We start from the raw sequence: 18939 nt of genomic DNA on the forward strand, positions 1-18939 counted from the left end.
GGGGTGTTTTACTTGAATAGAGCTGTAATTTTAGCAGGGGTAAGAACTGCGTTTGGTAAATTTGGAGGTTCATTATCAGCATTACATGCAAGTGATTTAGGTGCGATTGCAATTAAAGGGGCATTAGAGAATGCAAATCTTGCACCTGAGCAAGTGGATGAGGTAATTTTAGGTTCTGTTTTACAAGGGGGACAGGGGCAAATTCCTTCTCGACAGGCTGCTCTGAAGGCAAATTTACCAACAGCAGTAAAAACAGAAACAATCAATAAAGTTTGTGCTTCAGGGATGCGTGCGGTGACATTAGCAGATCAATTGATTCGTTTAGGGGACGAAGAAGTGATTATTGCGGGTGGCATGGAATCTATGTCCAATGCACCATATTATCTTCTGAATGGTCGAAATGGTTTGCGTATGGGAGATTCTACAATGGTAGATGGCATGCTATATGACGGCTTAACATGTGCTTTCGATAAAGCAAGACCGCATATGGGTAGCTATGGTAATGCAACAGCTAAAGAGTTCTCGCTAAGTCGAGAAGAACAGGACACTTGGTCAGTACGCAGTCATGAACGTGCGCTAGCCGCAATTGAAAAAGGTTACTTTGCTGAAGAAATCGTACCAGTAGAGATTCCTCAACGGAAAGGTGATCCACTTATTGTTGATATAGATGAGGCACCAAGAGCAGGAACGTCTTTGGAAGTACTGGCGAAGCTAAAACCAGCCTTTGACAAAGATGGCACGATTACAGCAGGTAATGCACCTGGGGTTAACGACGGTGCATGTGCACTTGTTGTCATGAGTGAGGAACGTGCAAAACGTGAAGGTAGAGAACCATTGGCAATAATCATTGGTCACGAAGAACTTGCGCTTGAGCCAGAAAACTTCCCACAAACACCAGGTCTTGTTATTAATAAATTACTGAAAAAGACTAACAAATCATTAGCAGATATTGATTTAATTGAAATCAATGAAGCCTTTGCAGCGGTAGCTTTAGTCAGCAAGCAGTTGGCAGATTTAGATGCAGAAAAAGTGAATGTTAATGGCGGTGCAGTTGCTTTAGGGCATCCTATTGGGGCATCTGGTGCACGTATCATATTAACACTTGCACAGGAATTGAAGCGTCGTGGCGGTGGCATTGGCATTGCCGCAATTTGTTCAGGCGGCGGCCAAGGTGATGCAATTATGATTGAAGTACCAAAAACAGGGGGACTGAACTAATGGGAATTCAAAAGGTAATGGTCATTGGTGCAGGGCAAATGGGCTCTGGTATTGCCCAAGTTTGTGCACAAGCAGGCTTTGATGTGAAATTGAACGATATCAAACAAGAATTTTTTGAGCGTGGTTTAGGGGTTATTACCAAAAATTTATCACGTGATGTAGAAAAAGGGCGTAAAACAGAAGATGAGAAGGCTGCTGTTCTAAGTCGAATTAGTATGTCACTAGATTTACAGGATGCTAGTGATGTAGATATTATCATTGAAGCAGCTGTGGAAAATATGGAAATTAAGCAATCCATTTTTAAGCAACTTGATGGCATTGCGCCAGCCCATGCTATTTTAGCTACGAATACATCTTCACTGCCTATTACAGAAATTGCAGCAGTAACAAAACGTCCAGAGCAAGTAATTGGTATGCACTTTATGAATCCTGTACCAGTTATGAAACTTGTTGAAATCATTCGAGGTTTAGCAACAACAGATGAAGTGTACAAAGCTGTTGAAGAGATGACGGTTAAATTATCGAAAACACCAGTAGAAGTGAATGATTTCCCAGGATTTATTTCAAACCGAATCTTACTACCGATGATTAATGAAGCGATTTATGCACTTTACGAAGGTGTGGCGACAAAAGAAGCAATTGATGATGTGATGAAGCTTGGTATGAATCATCCAATGGGGCCATTAACATTGGCAGATTTCATTGGATTAGATACTTGTCTTTACATCATGGAAATTTTACATGAGGGTCTTGGAGACAGTAAATATCGCCCTTGCCCACTGCTACGTAAATACGTTGCAGCTGGCTGGCTAGGTAAGAAATCAGGAAGAGGTTTTTACGTTTACGAGTAATCCTATGGGGATGGGGTTATTTAGATGTTTCGGGACAACTTAGAGGGGTGACATTATAGATGCATTTGCAATTTACAGATGAGCAAATTATGATGCGCGATATGGTTCGTCAATTTGCTCAGGAAAAAATTCAACCATGGGTGGCGCGAATGGAAGCGGGAGAATTTCCACGTGAACTTCTACAGCAAATGGGTGAACTTGGCTTAATGGGGATTACGACGCCAGAAGACTTAGGTGGCTCTGGCATGGATTTTACATCTTATATTATTGCGATTAATGAACTATCAAAAGTAAGCGCTGTAATGGGTGTTATTTTATCCGTCCATACTTCAGTTGGAACGAATCCAATTATTTACTTTGGGAATGACGAACAAAAGAAACGTTATGTACCAAAGCTTGCAACAGGCGAATATTTAGGTGCATTTTGTTTAACAGAACCAAGTGCAGGCTCAGACGCTGGCTCTTTACAGTCTAAGGCAGTGCGTGATGGCGATGATTATGTGATTAACGGCTCCAAAGTATTTATTACAAATGGTGGAGAAGCTGATGTGTATATTGTATTCGCCTCAACTAACCCAGCTGAAAAAACAAAGGGTATCTCAGCATTTATTGTTGAAAAGGGAACGCCTGGTTTAATCATCGGAAAAGATGAGCATAAGATGGGCTTACACGGCTCACGTACAGTTCAGCTGACATTTGATAATTGTCGCATTTCAGCTGACAACCTACTTGGGGAAGAGGGAGAAGGCTTTAAAATTGCGATGGCCAATTTAGATGTTGGACGAATCGGCATTGCGGCACAAGCGTTAGGAATTGCTGAGGCGGCACTAGAGGCGTCTACTGCCTATGCTAAAGAACGCATTCAATTTGGCAAGCCGATTGCCGCGCAACAAGGTGTTGGCTTTAAGCTTGCTGATATGGCAACGGCAGTTGAATCTGCAAAACTGTTAGTCTATCGTGCAGCCGATTTACGAGCAAAAGGTTTATCATGTGGAGCAGAAGCTTCAATGGCTAAACTTTTCTCATCACGAACAGCGGTACAAACGGCAATAGAGGCTGTTCAAATATTTGGCGGCTATGGCTATACGGAAGATTATCCAGTAGAGCGCTATTTCCGCGATGCAAAGGTGACAGAAATCTATGAAGGTACAAGTGAGATTCAACGACTAGTCATTAGTAAACATTTACTGAAATAAAGCCTGATATTGCGAATGGTACAAAGTGATGTGTACCGTTCCAGAGTGAGGGAAAAACGCTCCTAATCTAAACTAACAATAATCAGGTAATACAAAACAGAGTCTAACTAAAAAGGGGAAATGGACAATGAACTTTCAGTTAACAGAAGAGCATGAACAATTACGTGAAATGATTCGTGATTTTGCTATAAACGAAGTGGCGCCAACAGCTGCTGAACGTGACGAAAATGAAGAATTTGACCGTGCGATTTTCGATAAAATGGCGGAGCTTGGGCTTACTGGTATTCCATGGCCTGAGGAATATGGTGGTGCAGGTTTTGATTACCTTGCATATGTCATAGCTGTTGAGGAACTTTCACGTGTTTGTGCCTCGACTGGTGTAACTTTATCTGCACATACTTCACTGGCAGGTTGGCCACTTTACAAATTCGGTACAGAAGAACAAAAACAAAAATACCTTCGTCCAATGGCTGAAGGCAAACATATTGGTGCATATGGTTTAACAGAACCTGGCTCTGGCTCTGATGCGGGTGGCATGAAAACTTATGCAAAAAGTGATGGCGATGATTATATTTTAAACGGCTCAAAAATCTTTATTACGAACGGTGGAGTAGCAGATACATATATTGTATTTGCAGTAACAGATCCAGAAGCAAAACATGGCACATCCGCATTTATCGTGGAAGCTGGATTTGAAGGTTTCTCTGTAGGGAAGAAAGAAAAGAAATTAGGAATTCGTTCATCTCCAACAACAGAGATTATTTTTGATAACTGTCGTGTTCCAAAGGAAAATCTATTAGGGGCTGAAGGGGAAGGCTTTAAGATTGCCATGACGACACTAGATGGTGGACGTAATGGTATTGCAGCTCAAGCAGTAGGAATTGCACAAGGAGCACTCGATGCAGCAGTTGACTATGCCAAAGAACGTGTGCAATTTGGTAAACCACTCACTGCAAATCAGGGCATTTCCTTTAAATTAGCTGATATGGCAACGCAAATAGAGGCTTCTCGACTTCTTACATACCAAGCGGCATGGTTAGAATCTAATAACCTACCATATGGTAAGGCATCTGCAATGGCGAAATTAATGGCTGGCGATACAGCGATGAGTGTAACGACAGAGGCGGTTCAAGTATTTGGTGGCTATGGTTATACAAAAGATTACCCTGTAGAGCGCTTTATGCGTGATGCTAAAATTACACAAATTTACGAAGGTACGCAGGAGATTCAACGTCTTGTTATCTCGCGTATGCTAACGAAATAATTGATGACTGATAAAGATAAAAGGCCCCAAGTACAGTCAACCGTAAAAGATGAAAATCTAATCGCCATTCGTCGTGAACAAATGATTCAAGGCGCTATTAAGCTATTTAAAGAAAAAGGCTTTCACCGTGCCACGACGAGAGAAATTGCAAAAGCTGCAGGCTTTAGTATCGGTACTTTGTATGAATACATCCGAACGAAAGAAGACGTTCTATACCTTGTTTGTGACAGTATCTATCACCATGCGATGGAGCGTCTTTCAAGTTATGAGATTAAAGCAGGAACAATTGATGAGTTAAAAGAAATGATTCGGGAATACTTTCTGCAAATCGATAGTATGGTTGATGAGCTAACAATCATGTATCAAGAAACAAAATCATTGTCGAAAGAAGCACAACGCTATGTTTTTAGTAAAGAGTTTGAAATGGTTGCCACATTTGAACGCTTGTTACAGCGATGTGTGCAGTCTGGCGAACTAACAATGACAGATAAGCAAATTCATTTAGCAGCCAATAACTTAGTTGTTTCAGGACAAAGCTGGGCGTTTCGCAAATGGGCTTTACATCGTCAGCATTCTATTGACGAATTCATTGACATGCAAATCACCTTGTTCATTTCAGGCATAAAGGGGTTTTAATATTTTGTAAGGGGTTTGTCGGCAATTGCATATAGCGATATTGCAATTGCTGGCTTTTTTTATTCAATATGGGAGAAAGTGGGGATTTCATATGACAAAGGTAGAAGTATATCGTCCAAAAAATCACGTACGTTTTGTGACAGCATCGAGTCTTTTTGATGGACATGATGCTTCAGTCAATATTATGCGACGCATTTTACAATCGAGCGGTGTAGAGGTAATCCATTTAGGTCATAACCGTTCTGTTGAAGAAGTCGTGAATGCTGCGATACAAGAAGATGCACAAGGGATTGCTGTTTCTTCTTATCAAGGCGGACATATGGAATACTTTAAATATATGTATGATTTACTGCGTGAAAAAGGCGCACCACATATTAAAATTTATGGCGGTGGTGGAGGAGTTATTCTACCTCGTGAAATTAAAGAGCTTCATACGTATGGCATTGCAGGGATATTCTCACCAGAGGATGGCCGTGTTTTAGGGCTACAGGGAATGATTAATGAACAAATTAAAGGAACAGATTTTCCTACTGCAACAGGTAATTATTTAGAGAAATTAAAGGCTTTAACGACAGAGACGCCTGAAATTTTAGCCAATCTAATAACAGCAGCTGAGTCAAATGACGATGAAGCTACGAAAGAAATGCTAGCAGAGGCAAGAAAGCTTTCAAAAGGTACGCCTGTAATGGGGATTACGGGAACAGGTGGTGCAGGGAAATCATCCTTAACGGATGAACTGATTCGCCGCTTCCTAAAAGAATTCCCAGATAAACGTGTAGCCATTCTATCAGTCGATCCAACAAAGCAAAAAACGGGTGGAGCATTGCTTGGGGATCGTATTCGCATGAATGCTATTTTTAATAACCGTGTTTATATGCGTAGTTTAGCAACACGTGGCTCACGTACTGAATTATCTGCATCAATTGGTGATGTGCTAGATGTAGTACGTGTAGCAGGTTATGACTTAATCATCGTAGAAACAAGTGGAATTGGTCAAGGTGATGCCGAAATTACTAAATACACGGATCTATCCATGTATGTCATGACAAGCGAATTTGGTGCACCTACACAACTTGAGAAAATTGATATGATTGACTTTGCGGATGTTATTGCGATCAATAAATTTGAGCGAAAAGGCTCAGAGGACGCCCTTCGACAAGTACAAAAACAATATCAACGTTCACGCGAGCTTTGGGATGAATCACTTGATAACATGCCAGTCTATGGTACAATAGCTAGCCAATTTAATGACAAAGGAACAAATGCATTGTTCGCTGCTCTTGTTAAAATAATTAACGAAAAAACAGGTTTTAATTGGGAAACAAGCTATGAGCAATTTGCGAAAACGCAAAAGCAAGATGTTATTATTCCAAACGATCGCCGTTATTATTTACGTGAGATTACGGACACTGTCCGTGGCTATCATAAAAAAACAGAGCAGCAGGTGGCATTTGCTCGTCGACTGTTCCAATTAGAAGGTGCTATTGCAGCCGTTCAAGAAAAAGCGCCTGATGATGTGCTTGTGGCGTCGCTGACTTCTTTAGCAGAAGGTGTTAGAGATGAATTAACAGCAGAATCTAAGCGTATATTGGATAATTGGCAGGCATTAAAAGAAGCTTATGCTGGTGATGAGTTTGTGACAAAAGTTCGCGATAAAGAAATTCGTACCATCTTAAAAACAACTAGTCTTTCTGGCACGAAAATTCCAAAAGTAGCCTTACCGAAATTTGAAGACTATGGGGAAATTTTGCGTTGGGTTTATAAAGAAAATGTTCCTGGCGAATTCCCATATACGGCGGGGGTTTTCCAATTCAAACGTGAGGGTGAAGATCCGAAGCGTCAATTTGCTGGCGAGGGAACACCAGAACGGACAAATAAACGCTTCCACTATTTATCAAAGGATGATGATGCAAAACGTTTATCTACAGCATTTGATTCTGTAACATTGTATGGGGAAGACCCAGATTACCGTCCAGATATTTACGGTAAGGTTGGAGAATCAGGTGTATCGATCTGTACACTAGAAGATATGAAAAAGCTTTACGCAGGCTTTGATTTATGTGCACCGTCTACATCTGTATCAATGACTATTAATGGACCAGCACCTATTATTTTAGCGATGTTTATGAATACAGCAATCGATCAACAAGTTCAATTACGTGAGCAAGAGCTAGGGCGAACTTTGACAGTTGAAGAGTTTACCGAGACACGTGAAAAAACATTGCAAGTTGTACGTGGAACAGTACAAGCTGATATTTTAAAAGAAGATCAAGGACAGAATACATGCATTTTCTCAACAGAGTTTGCCTTACGTATGATGGGCGATATTCAGCAATATTTTATAGACCATAAAGTACGTAACTATTATTCTGTCTCCATTTCGGGTTATCATATTGCAGAAGCTGGAGCAAACCCTATTTCCCAATTAGCCTTCACCTTAGCTAATGGCTTTACGTATGTAGAGTATTATTTAAGTCGTGGCATGAATATCAATGACTTTGCACCAAATTTATCATTCTTCTTCTCAAATGGACTAGATCCAGAGTATACAGTAATCGGCCGTGTGGCACGACGTATTTGGGCTATTGTAATGCGTGATAAATACGGTGCTAATGAGCGCGCTCAAAAGCTAAAGTATCATATTCAAACGTCAGGGCGCAGTTTACACGCACAAGAGATTGATTTTAATGATATTCGAACAACATTGCAGGCTTTAATGGCATTACAAGATAACTGTAATTCATTGCATACAAACGCCTACGATGAGGCCATTACTACACCTACGGAGGAATCTGTAAGACGTGCTATGGCAATTCAAATGATTATTACAAAAGAGCATGGTCTAGCAAAAAATGAAAACCCACTACAAGGCGCATTTATTGTTGAAGAATTAACAGATCTTGTGGAAGAAGCAGTTCTTGAAGAGTTTGATCGTATCAATGATCGTGGCGGTGTGTTAGGTGCTATGGAAACACAATACCAACGTGGTAAAATACAAGAAGAATCTATGTACTACGAAATGTTAAAACATTCAGGGGAGTTACCAATCATTGGTGTTAATACTTACTTGAACCCAAATCCACCTTCAGATGCTGATATAGATAATATGGAAATTGCGCGTGCATCGACAGAAGAAAAAGAGACGCAAATTCGTAATTTACAAGCTTTTTGGAAAGCACATGAAGAGGAAAGTGAAGCTGCAATTGCACGTCTACAAGAAGTGGCCGTCAATAATGGCAATATTTTTGCAGAGCTGATGGAGTCAGTAAAAGTAGCAAGTTTAGGACAAATTACAAAAGCTTTATATGAAGTTGGCGGACAATATCGTCGTAATATGTAAGCGAGGTTGTTCAAAACTCTTGTTTTCTATTTCAACTATCATGCTCCTCTAATTTCTAGTGTCTAGTCTTAAGATTAGGCACTTCTTTTTATTTTCGTTATAATAGAAATGTAAAAAAGGGGAGGCGCAGTAGAGGATGAAATCAGCTATTCACTACATAATTATATTAGCTTTAGTATTGGGAGCCTTTTTCCTGTATAATAAGCAAATTGGCGCTATTCCTTTACTACTATTATCTGTCTATTTGTTTTATCTTGGAATAAAAAAAATGCGTAATATAAAAAACAGTAATTGAAGCTAGCAAAGGGGCTAAAACTTTGTATATAATGGGTATTATGCTTATTGTATGGAAAGAACCTTTTGTGTGGCCTTTTTTGCTGCGCTTGGAGAATAAAGCACCATGTAATTTTAAAACGTCCATTGTGATGAGGGAAAGGAAGTGCACGAATTGAATTTTCGTGAAATGACAAAGGAACAATTAACAGAAGAATCGTTAATTAACTTAGCTTATGCAATTTTAAATGAAAAACGTGCCTCAGTGTCTTTTAATGATTTATTAAAATTAATTCAAGAGCTTGTGGGCTATAGTGATGCAGAAATGAAATCCCGTCTGTTACAATTTTATACAGATATCAATATTGATGGTCGCTTCTTATATAATCAAGAAGCAGGCTGGGGCTTACGTGAATGGTTTAAAGTAGAGCAAATCGAAGAAGAAACAGCGCCTTCTGTTAAGACTCAAAAGAAAAAATCTAAAGCTGCCTTTGATGAAGAGGATCTTGATGAAGATGTAGACTTAGATGAAGAAGATATCGACTTTGATGAAGACTTTGAAGAGTTCATTGATGAAGAAGATCTTGAAGAAGAAGATGACGATAAAGAAGATATCGACTTTGATGATGAAGAGCTAGAAGAAATTGATGAAGAAATTGATGAAGAGTTTATCGATGAAGAGGAAGAAGAATTTGAAGAAGAAGAGGAAGAAATCTAATACAGTACTCTTAGAATTTTCTTTCTTTTAAGCTAGAAGCAAAAAATCTTGACTTCTATCACGGTTACGTTTAATCTTTTACTTGGGCTCCTTAAAAGAAGGAGAAAGACCGTGTATATAATACGCTCCCCCTGCAAACCTATGCAGGAGGAGCGTTTTTTTGTTTTTAACTTTAATCATTTTAGTTCTCCCATACTTTTAATATCGATATGAATATAAATGTTTTTAATTATTCATGATGTATAGTAAACGGTGACTGAATAGTTATTAGAGTTTTATGGTTTAAAGGAAAGTGGAAAAGAGATAGAACCGATTACAGCTTCGAATCGACTACATTTTGTAGACATTCTCGGCTTTTCTTTTTTTAGGGTATTAGAATGTAAATGGTTCTGATCCCCCCTAAACGCACTAATATTTTAGAACATCATAAGGAGGAATTTATTCATGACGAAGTATATTTTTGTAACAGGTGGGGTTGTATCATCACTTGGAAAAGGGATTGTTGCAGCATCTTTAGGCCGTTTATTAAAAAATCGTGGGTTAGAAGTGACGATTCAAAAATTTGACCCGTATATCAATATTGACCCAGGTACGATGAGTCCTTATCAACATGGTGAGGTTTTTGTAACAGATGATGGTGCTGAAGCAGATTTAGACTTAGGACACTATGAACGTTTTATTGATATTAACCTAGGGAAACATTCTACAGTAACTTCTGGTCGTGTTTACCAATCTGTATTACAGAAAGAACGTCGTGGAGATTATAACGGTGGAACTGTCCAAGTAATTCCTCATATTACAAACGAAATTAAAGATCGTATCCAACGTGCTGGTCGTGAAACAAACGCAGACGTTGTGATCACAGAGGTTGGTGGAACAGTAGGTGATATTGAATCATTGCCATTCCTAGAAGCCATTCGCCAAATGAAAACAAATTTAGGGCATAACAATGTCATGTATATTCACTGTACACTTATTCCCTATATTAAAGCAGCTGGTGAACTTAAAACAAAACCTACACAGCATTCTGTTAAAGAATTACGCTCTTTAGGTATTCAGCCAAATATTATCGTAGTTCGTACTGAACAAGAAGTACCACAAGAAATGAAAGAGAAATTAGCGTTATTCTGTGATGTTCAACCACATGAAATTATTGAATCTCGTGATGCTGAGCATTTATACGAAGTACCATTAAACCTACATGCGCAAGATATAGATGATATCGTTTTGGATCATTTTGGTATGGAAGCTCCAGAAGCAGATATGGAAGAATGGCGTGACCTTGTAGAAAAAGTGAAGAACTTACCAAATAAAAGAAAGGTAGCATTAGTCGGGAAATACGTAGAACTACAAGATGCTTACATTTCTGTAGTTGAGGCATTAAAGCATGCTGGATATGCATATAATTCTGATATTGAAATTGACTGGATTAATGCAGAACACGTTGATGCTGACAATGTTGCCGCGCTATTAAAAGGTGCTGACGCTATTTTAGTACCAGGTGGCTTTGGTGATCGTGGTGTTGAAGGTAAAATTTTAGCAACACAATATGCACGTGAAAATAATGTTCCTTTCCTAGGCATTTGTTTAGGTATGCAATTAGCAACAGTAGAATTTGCACGTAATGTTCTTGGCCTAAAAGGTGCTCATTCTACAGAACTTGATGCAAATACAGAGTATCCAATTATCGACTTCTTACCAGATCAAAATGATACTGTAGATATCGGTGGTACTTTACGTTTAGGTTTATATCCATGTAAATTAAAGGATGGTTCAAAAGCAAGCAAAGCTTATGGTAAAGAGCTTGTTTATGAGCGTCATCGTCACCGCTATGAATTTAACAATGAATATCGTGAGGCAATGGAAGCAGCTGGCCTTGTCTTCTCAGGTACAAGCCCTGATGGCAAATTAGTTGAAATTATTGAGCTGCCAGAAAACAATTTCTTTGTAGCCTGTCAATTCCACCCAGAGCTAGTGTCACGTCCTAATCGTCCACAACCATTGTTCCGCGACTTTATCGGCTCAACATTTAAATAATCAAAAAGAGTTGTCTCGTTATACACGAGACAACTCTTTTTAAGTTGATCACTACAATTCTTCTTCATCCAACCCAAGCATTTCATCATAAGCAATTTTGACAGCTTCATATACAAAGAGTCCTGCAAGTGCATGTGGTACAACAATACGTTGACCTAGATCATTTGGTATTAAACCGCCTTTAATGCGCGTAGAAACATACGTATAGGCTAAATCTGCAAGAGGGTTATCTCCACTAGCTGCTTCACTAGCTATAGCAGCAAAGGGAATAAATTGTGTATTTAATTTTTGTGCTAAGACGAGTGCTTCTTCATCATATGCACTACGAGTAAAAATGCAAACCCGATCAGCTTCTGTTAAGCTTGTGTCTGTAGTCCAAGGAGCTAACTTGCTAAAGGGTTCGACTGCTTGAAGTGCATTTAATTCCACAACCTGCATTTCTCCAAAGCAAGCAAAATAGACGTTTCCTTCGCCGATTGCGGCTTGTGCTAATAACCTTGCTGTCTCCTCGATAGCATCTTCTTCATTTTGTGTAATTCTTTGTAATAATCCACTTAATTGTGTTGTTAGAATTTTTGACATGTTTCCACCTCTATTCATATTATAGAGGGTAAAAGCTAGAAAGCAAAAGCAGATAATTTATAATACTAGAAGGTATTAAGCTGGAAAAGGAGAATTATACATAATAAAGAAAGTTTTTGTGTAAGAATAAAACTAAAAAGGGCGGAATGCGATGTGAAACGATTACTAATTGTCGATGATCAGCAGGGAATTCGTTTACTTTTAAATGAAGTGCTGAAAAAGGAAGGATATATTACATATTTAGCAGCGAATGGTTCAGAGGCATTAAAGTATGCAGACGAACAAGAGATGGATTGTGTTTTACTGGACATGAAAATTCCAGGAATGGATGGTATTGAAATTTTGAGACGTTTAAAAAAGAAATTTCCGAAGCTGCCTGTTTTTATGATGACAGCATACGGAGAATTGGATGTTGTGCAAGAAGCTTTAGAATTAGGAGCCATTCGTTACTTTACAAAACCGTTTGATATTTTCGAAGTGCGTGATGAAGTAAATAAAGCTTTACAAGTTTAAAAAGCAGGCAGTGGACACACGGCCTGTTTTTTATGTTGATTATTAGCCCCTGCTTTTCAGGGGAGTAGGACTTCGTTGCGTTGCTCTTCACTTCGTCACCCTGCCGCTACGTTACACGCCGCTTTCGGGTAGAAAATAATAGCCCCTGCTTTTCAGGGGCTAGGACTTCGTTGCGTTACACTTCACTTCGTCACCCTGCCGCTACGTTACACGCCGCTTTCGGGTAGAAAATAATAGCCCCTGCTTTTCAGGGGCTAGGACTTCGTTGCGTTACACTTCACTTCGTCACCCTGCCGCTACGTTACACGCCGCTTTCGGGTAGAAAATAATAGCCCCTGCTTTTCAGGGGAGTAGGACTTCGTTGCGTTGCTCTCCACTTCGTCACCCTGCCGCTACGTTACACGCCGCTTTCGGGTAGAAAATAATAGCCCCTGCTTTTCAGGGGAGTAGGACTTCGTTGCGTTGCTCTCCACTTCGTCACCCTGCCGCTACGTTACACTCCGCTTTCGGGTAGAAAATAATAGCCCCTGCTTTTCAGGGGAGTAGGACTTCGTTGCGTTGCTCTCCACTTCGTCACCCTGCCGCTACGTTACACTCCGCTTTCGGGTAGAAAATAATAGCCCCTGCTTTTCAGGGGCTATTATTTTTGCTATGATTGAGGAGCATGTTTATGTAGAAAGAATAGTCCTATGAGGAGGATTTTTAGTATGGCATTAGTATCTATGAAAGAGATGTTAATTAAAGCAAAAGCAGAAGGTTATGCTGTTGGTCAATTCAACATTAATAACCTTGAATGGACTCAAGCAATTTTACAAGCAGCTGAAGAAGAAAAATCTCCAGTGATTCTTGGTGTTTCTGAAGGTGCAGGTAAATATATGGGCGGATTTATTTCTGTTGTTCATATGGTAAAAGGTTTAATGGAATCTTACGGTACTACAGTTCCTGTAGCAATTCACCTTGACCATGGTTCTAGCTTTGCAAAATGTAAAGAAGCAATTGATGCAGGCTTTACTTCCGTGATGATTGATGCATCACATCACCCATTTGAGGAAAATGTGAAAATTACTTCAGAAGTAGTAGAATACGCACATGCTAAAGGCGTTTCTGTGGAAGCAGAATTAGGAACTGTTGGTGGAGATGAAGATGGCGTAATCGGTGGTATTATTTACGCTGATCCAGAAGAATGTCGCAAAATGGTTGAACTAACTGACATTGACTGCTTAGCTCCAGCACTTGGCTCTGTACACGGTCCTTACAAAGGAGAGCCAAACTTAGGCTTTAAAGAAATGGAGGAAATCTCTAAATTGGCAGACCTTCCACTTGTTTTACATGGTGGTACAGGTATCCCAACAAAAGATATCCAACGTTCTATTTCATTAGGTACGGCTAAAATCAACGTCAATACTGAAAATCAAATTGAAGCAACAAAAGTAATTCGTGAAATTCTTGACAACGACAAAGTTGTTTACGACCCTCGTAAATTCCTTGGTCCTGCACGTGAAGCCATCAAAGCTACGGTTATTGGTAAAATTCGTGAATTTGGAAGTGCACAAAAAGCATAATTTTTGCATTTAATATGTTACAAAAGCATAGATAAATACACATAATAAGAGAAGTGTTGATGCTTTCAATCGACCTTCTCTTGTTTTTGAAATAAAGAAATTTTGGAAAATATTTAATAATAATAAGAAAAATGATCAGGAGGAAATAATAATATGAAGTTTTTCATTGATACAGCAAACTTTGAAGAGATTAAAGAGGCACATGCATGGGGTATTTTATCAGGAGTGACAACAAACCCATCGTTAGTGGCTAAAGAAGAGAATGTTTCTTTCCATGATCGTCTTCGCGAAATCGCTGAGCTTGTTGATGGCTCTGTAAGTGGGGAAGTTATTGCACTTGATGCAGAAGGAATGATTAAAGAAGGTTTGGAGTTAGCTGCTATTGCGCCAAACATCACAGTAAAGCTACCTATGACACCAGCTGGATTAGAGGCATGTCGTTTCTTTGCAAACAAAGGTATTAAAACTAACGTGACATTAATTTTTAGTGCTAACCAAGCATTAATGGCTGCGCGTGCAGGTGCTACATACGTATCACCATTTATCGGCCGTTTAGATGACATTGGTCAAAATGGTGTTGAGTTAATTGAAACAATTGCAGATATTTTTACAATCCATAATATCGATACACAAATTATCGCTGCCTCTGTCCGTCACCCTCAACACGTTACAGCAGCAGCTTTAGCAGGTGCACATATTTCAACTACTCCGTTTAAAGTATTAAAACAGCTTTTCCACCATCCATTAACTGAAAAAGGAATTGAAGGATTTTTAGCGGATTGGAATAAGAGAAAAGGCGAATAATAAGATTATAAAGTGTGCAAATTGCAAAAATACTACTTTCCAATCATGAGGGAGAACGCAAAATGGATGTTTATAAAATTACTGGCGAAAATCGTCTACAAGGTACAATTAAAGTTAGTGGTGCAAAAAATAGTGCAGTCGCCTTAATTCCTGCATCAATTTTGGCGAACTCTCCAGTGACTATTGGGGGGATACCCGAAATTTCAGATGCTTGGACGTTAAAGGCTCTATTAGAGGAAATTGGTGGGGAAGTTTCATTTGAGAATGGGAAAATGACAATCGATCCAACAGAGATGATTGCATTGCCCTTACCAAACGGTAACGTTAAAAAGTTACGTGCTTCTTATTATTTAATGGGTGCTATGCTTGGACGTTTCAAAAAAGCAGTTATTGGTTTACCTGGAGGTTGTTTTTTAGGACCTCGACCTATTGATCAACATATAAAGGGCTTTGAGGCTTTAGGAGCTAAAATTACGAATGAACATGGAGCCATTTATTTACGTGCAGATGAGTTAATTGGGGCAAAAATTTATTTAGATGTAGCAAGTGTTGGGGCTACTATTAATATCATGCTTGCTGCTGTCCTTGCTAAGGGACGTACTGTCATTGAAAATGCTGCAAAAGAACCTGAGATAATTGATGTTGCGACACTTCTAACAAATATGGGTGCCAATATTAAAGGTGCAGGTACAAGTGTCATTCGTATCGAAGGCGTAGAAGAGCTACATGGTACTGAACATACGATTATACCTGACCGCATTGAGGCCTCCACATTTTTAATTATGGCTGCAGCAGTTGGTGATGGTATAACGATCGATAACGTTATTCCACTGCATTTAGAAGCAATTATTGCCAAGCTTCGTGAAATGGGTGTAAAATTTGAGATTGGTGAAGAAAGTATTTATGTGCCAAAAACAGACCTCTCAACATTACAGGCAGTGGATGTCAAAACATTGGTATACCCTGGATTCCCAACGGATATTCAACAACCACTTGCCGTGTTAATGTCGCAAGCCTTTGGTTCCTCAAAAGTAACAGATACTATTTACACAGCTCGTTTCAAGCATATTGATGAGCTTCGTCGTATGAATGCAGATGCTCGTGTAGAAGGAAACACAGCAATTATTAAAGGGCCAAGTAGATTACATGGCTCAACTGTAACAGCTACAGATCTTCGTGCTGGAGCAGCTTTAGTGTTAGCTGGACTCTTAGCAGAAGGAGAAACTGAGATTCAGGATATCTATCATATCGAACGTGGTTATAGCTCACTTATTGAGAAATTACGTGATTTAGGCGCTGATATTCGACGTGAAACAATTGTGGCACGTGTAGCTGAGACAAAGGAATAATGAGAGCTAAAAGTTTTCAACCAATTATGTTACAATAGAGGTAATTTGAATGTTTTGGCACGAAAAGGTGCCCATAACGGGAGGCAAAGCAACAATGGAACGTAGTTTATCGATGGAAGTAGTACGAGTAACAGAAGCAGCAGCAATCGCATCCGGGAAATGGATGGGGCGCGGTTTGAAAATTGAGGCAGACGATGCAGCAACAACAGCGATGCGCAAAATGTTCGATACAATTCCAATGCATGCTACAGTAGTAATTGGTGAAGGCGAAATGGATGAAGCACCAATGCTTTATATTGGTGAAGAACTTGGTTTACGAAATGGTGGTCCTAAAGTAGATATTGCGGTGGATCCTTTAGAAGGTACAAATATTGTAGCAAAAGGTACAAATGGTGCTATGACAGTTCTTGCTATTGCAGATAAAGGGAATCTGTTAAATGCACCAGATATGTACATGGAGAAAATTGCTGTAGGACCAGAAGCAGCGGGCAAAGTGGATATCAATGCTTCGGTCACTTATAACTTATTACAAGTAGCAAAAGCTAAAAATAAAGATATTTCGGATGTTGTAGCTACTCTTTTAGATCGACCACGTCACCAAGCGATTGTTGATGAAATTCGTGAGGCTGGTGCACGTATTAAATTTATCCAAGATGGCGATGTTGGTGCTGCAATCAATACGGCCTTTGATGAAACAGGTATTGATATTATGTTTGGAACAGGCGGTGCACCTGAGGGTGTTATTGCGGCAGTAGCTTTAAAATGTCTTGGTGGTGACTTCCAAGCAAAACTAGTACCAGAAGATGAAGAGCAATTAGAACGCTGCACAAAAATGGGTGTGGATGTTGAAAAAGTACTTTATTTAGATGACCTAGTAAAAGGTGACGATGCTATTTTTGCAGCGACAGCTGTAACAGATTGCGAGCTTTTAAAGGGTGTTCAATATAAAGGTGCTTATGCCTTAACTCATTCAGTAGTTATGCGTGCTAAATCTGGTACGGTTCGCTTTGTTGAAGGCCGTCACGCTCTTGAGAAAAAACCTAGATATTAATGTTATTTTCTTCTAAAATATACCTAGTACATCTATTGTGCTAGGTACCTTCTTCTTTTAATAACCATCCCATATTATTAAGGCAATGTTTAGTTATATGGTGGAAAGTATTCCAATAGATATTATTAAAGGCAACCATATAATCGTTGGCAGAGCCAAGCGTAAACTTCAATGATAACCCCATTAAATTGAATTATATTTTGAAAAAGACTGGAGTTGTGCATATGTCTGCATTGACAATCGCTCAATTAGAAAACATGACGTTAAAAGAGCTTTACGCCCTTGCACGCCAATATAAAATTTCTTATTATAGCAAGCTAACGAAAAAAGAATTGATATTTGCTATTTTGAAAACGCGTTCAGAGCAAGAGGGCTATTTCTTTATGGAAGGCGTACTAGAAATTGTTTCGCAAGAGGGCTTCGGCTTCCTTCGACCAATCAACTACTCACCAAGTAAAGAGGATATTTATATTTCTGCATCCCAAATCCGTCGCTTTGATTTGCGTAATGGGGACAAGGTTTCAGGAAAGGTTCGTCCACCGAAGGAAAATGAGCGCTATTATGGCCTATTACAAGTAGATGCTGTCAACGGCGAAGATCCTGAAGTAGCGAAAGAACGAGTTCATTTCCCAGCACTAACACCTTTATATCCAAATCGACAAATTAAACTAGAAACAACACAACGCAATTTATCCACACGTATAATGGATTTAGTTGCACCAGTAGGCTTTGGACAACGTGGATTAATTGTAGCTCCGCCAAAGGCAGGGAAAACGTCTTTACTAAAAGAGATTGCAAACGCTATTACAACCAATCATCCACAAGCAGAGTTAATTGTCCTACTGATTGATGAACGACCTGAGGAAGTGACGGATATTGAACGTTCTGTCAATGCAGATGTTGTCAGCTCAACATTTGATGAAGTACCGGAGAACCACGTCAAAGTGGCTGAAATAGTATTAGAACGTGCGCGACGTTTAGTGGAACATAAGCGTGATGTAATTATTTTAATGGACTCCATTACACGTTTAGCTCGTGCTTATAACTTAGTGATTCCACCGAGTGGACGTACACTTTCTGGTGGTATTGATCCTGCTGCGTTCCATAGACCAAAACGTTTCTTTGGTTCAGCTCGTAATATTGAAGAAGGCGGTAGTTTAACAATTTTAGCGACGGCTTTAATAGATACAGGATCTCGTATGGATGAAGTTATCTATGAAGAATTTAAGGGAACAGGGAACTTAGAGCTTCATCTTGATCGTCAGTTAGCAGAACGCCGTATATTCCCTGCACTTGACATTCGTCGTTCGGGTACACGTAAAGAAGAGCTTCTTCTAGAGCCAGAACAACTTGAAAAGCTATGGGCGATTCGTAAAACATTCTCTGATGCACCTGATTTTGCAGAGCGCTTCCTGAAAAAAATACGTACAACAAAATCAAATGAAGAATTTTTTGAAAAGCTAAATGAAGATATGAAAAAAGCAACAAAGGGTAAGGGACTTTTATAAATGGCATCACCATTGACAAACAAATTGTCAATGGTGA

15 protein-coding genes are annotated in these 18939 nt (G+C 39.4%); 14 read left to right on the forward strand and 1 reads right to left on the reverse strand.

What is annotated here, in order from left to right:
• Window positions 1-12: 12 nt before the first annotated feature.
• The 8 genes from LCP48_RS03085 to LCP48_RS03120 all read left to right on the forward strand — a co-directional run bounded on the left by LCP48_RS03085 (window position 13) and on the right by LCP48_RS03120 (window position 11533).
• Window positions 13-1218 (forward strand): acetyl-CoA C-acetyltransferase, encoded by a 1206-nt coding sequence (locus LCP48_RS03085; RefSeq protein ID WP_225340676.1) that lies wholly within the window; start codon window positions 13-15, stop codon window positions 1216-1218.
• A complete protein-coding gene (locus LCP48_RS03090) occupies window positions 1218-2069 on the forward strand; it encodes a 3-hydroxybutyryl-CoA dehydrogenase (RefSeq protein ID WP_004269435.1) in 852 nt (283 codons plus the stop codon). The genes LCP48_RS03085 and LCP48_RS03090 overlap by 1 nt, the downstream gene beginning before the upstream one ends.
• Window positions 2070-2128: 59 nt before the next feature.
• Window positions 2129-3265: an acyl-CoA dehydrogenase gene (locus LCP48_RS03095; protein ID WP_004269436.1), complete on the forward strand. Its 1137-nt coding sequence runs from the start codon at window positions 2129-2131 to the stop codon at window positions 3263-3265.
• 127 nt (window positions 3266-3392) lie between these two features.
• Window positions 3393-4529: an acyl-CoA dehydrogenase gene (locus LCP48_RS03100; RefSeq protein WP_225340677.1), complete on the forward strand. Its 1137-nt coding sequence runs from the start codon at window positions 3393-3395 to the stop codon at window positions 4527-4529.
• Window positions 4530-4532: 3 nt separating this feature from the next.
• Complete coding sequence (locus tag LCP48_RS03105) at window positions 4533-5165, forward strand: TetR/AcrR family transcriptional regulator (protein WP_004269438.1); 633 nt, start codon at window positions 4533-4535, stop codon at window positions 5163-5165.
• A gap of 91 nt (window positions 5166-5256) precedes the next feature.
• Window positions 5257-8505 carry a fused isobutyryl-CoA mutase/GTPase IcmF gene (icmF, locus tag LCP48_RS03110; RefSeq protein WP_202342017.1) on the forward strand — a complete coding sequence of 1083 codons (3249 nt, stop codon included), beginning with the start codon at window positions 5257-5259 and terminating at the stop codon, window positions 8503-8505.
• Window positions 8506-8953: 448 nt separating this feature from the next.
• A complete protein-coding gene (gene rpoE, locus LCP48_RS03115) occupies window positions 8954-9496 on the forward strand; it encodes a DNA-directed RNA polymerase subunit delta (RefSeq protein ID WP_004269441.1) in 543 nt (180 codons plus the stop codon).
• A 444-nt stretch (window positions 9497-9940) separates the two neighbouring features.
• Window positions 9941-11533, forward strand: coding sequence for a CTP synthase (locus LCP48_RS03120; RefSeq protein WP_004269442.1), 1593 nt, complete (start codon window positions 9941-9943; stop codon window positions 11531-11533).
• A 51-nt stretch (window positions 11534-11584) separates the two neighbouring features.
• Here LCP48_RS03120 and LCP48_RS03125 read toward each other — a convergent pair whose 3' ends face one another.
• Entirely contained in the window at window positions 11585-12115 is a 531-nt protein-coding gene (locus LCP48_RS03125; RefSeq protein ID WP_004269443.1) for a DUF2529 family protein, read from the reverse strand.
• Between the two features lie 153 nt (window positions 12116-12268).
• Here LCP48_RS03125 and LCP48_RS03130 point away from each other — a divergent pair, with 153 nt between their 5' ends.
• The 6 genes from LCP48_RS03130 to rho all read left to right on the forward strand — a co-directional run bounded on the left by LCP48_RS03130 (window position 12269) and on the right by rho (window position 18902).
• Window positions 12269-12628, forward strand: coding sequence for a response regulator (locus LCP48_RS03130; RefSeq protein ID WP_004269444.1), 360 nt, complete (start codon window positions 12269-12271; stop codon window positions 12626-12628).
• 707 nt (window positions 12629-13335) lie between these two features.
• Window positions 13336-14190, forward strand: a complete 855-nt coding sequence (locus LCP48_RS03135; RefSeq protein WP_004269446.1) for a class II fructose-bisphosphate aldolase — start codon at window positions 13336-13338, stop codon at window positions 14188-14190.
• Between the two features lie 153 nt (window positions 14191-14343).
• The gene (fsa, locus tag LCP48_RS03140) at window positions 14344-14994 is read left to right on the forward strand and encodes a fructose-6-phosphate aldolase (RefSeq protein WP_004269447.1); all 651 of its coding nucleotides are present in this window, start codon (window positions 14344-14346) and stop codon (window positions 14992-14994) included.
• 62 nt (window positions 14995-15056) lie between these two features.
• Entirely contained in the window at window positions 15057-16343 is a 1287-nt protein-coding gene (locus LCP48_RS03145; RefSeq protein WP_004269448.1) for a UDP-N-acetylglucosamine 1-carboxyvinyltransferase, read from the forward strand.
• A gap of 94 nt (window positions 16344-16437) precedes the next feature.
• Entirely contained in the window at window positions 16438-17394 is a 957-nt protein-coding gene (glpX, locus tag LCP48_RS03150; RefSeq protein WP_004269449.1) for a class II fructose-bisphosphatase, read from the forward strand.
• Window positions 17395-17618: 224 nt separating this feature from the next.
• Window positions 17619-18902, forward strand: a complete 1284-nt coding sequence (rho, locus tag LCP48_RS03155) for a transcription termination factor Rho (protein WP_004269450.1) — start codon at window positions 17619-17621, stop codon at window positions 18900-18902.
• Window positions 18903-18939 lie beyond the last annotated feature (37 nt).

The organism is Lysinibacillus capsici, from assembly GCF_020217405.1.
In the GTDB taxonomy this organism is placed as follows: domain Bacteria; phylum Bacillota; class Bacilli; order Bacillales_A; family Planococcaceae; genus Lysinibacillus; species Lysinibacillus capsici.